This is a genomic window from Photobacterium sp. R1, assembly GCF_054600795.1.
Genome location: NZ_BAAHZP010000359.1, coordinates 1 through 307, shown reverse-complemented (window position 1 = coordinate 307; position 307 = coordinate 1). Strand labels below are relative to the sequence as shown.

Sequence of the window (307 nt, the reverse complement as noted above, 5' to 3'; positions counted from 1 at the left end):
CTGAGGCAGGTTAAAATTGATGAAATTTGAGCTGTAACTGAACCTGTCCTGCGCCGAGGTATAAAAACGGTTCACACCATGGACCATTTCATCCATGTTACCGCTGCACTGGCGATAGACTTCAATCCGGTTGGTTTCATCCAGGATATAAATATTGAAGCCGTGGTTTTCGCAGTCTTCAAAGAAGAACTGGATCAGACCTTCACTGGCGTAAGCATCAACAATGGACGGCGGATGCGGCTCATCGGTTTTCCCCATCACCACACTGGCACTGCCCAGCAGCTTATTACTGGAAATACAGCGATAA

Annotated in this window: 1 protein-coding gene; it reads right to left on the bottom strand. The window is 47.2% G+C overall.

Annotation, left to right across the window (positions count from 1 at the left end):
* On the bottom strand, window positions 1-307 hold a 307-nt coding region (locus ACYP03_RS25415; RefSeq protein ID WP_459782591.1), incomplete at both ends, for a class I adenylate cyclase.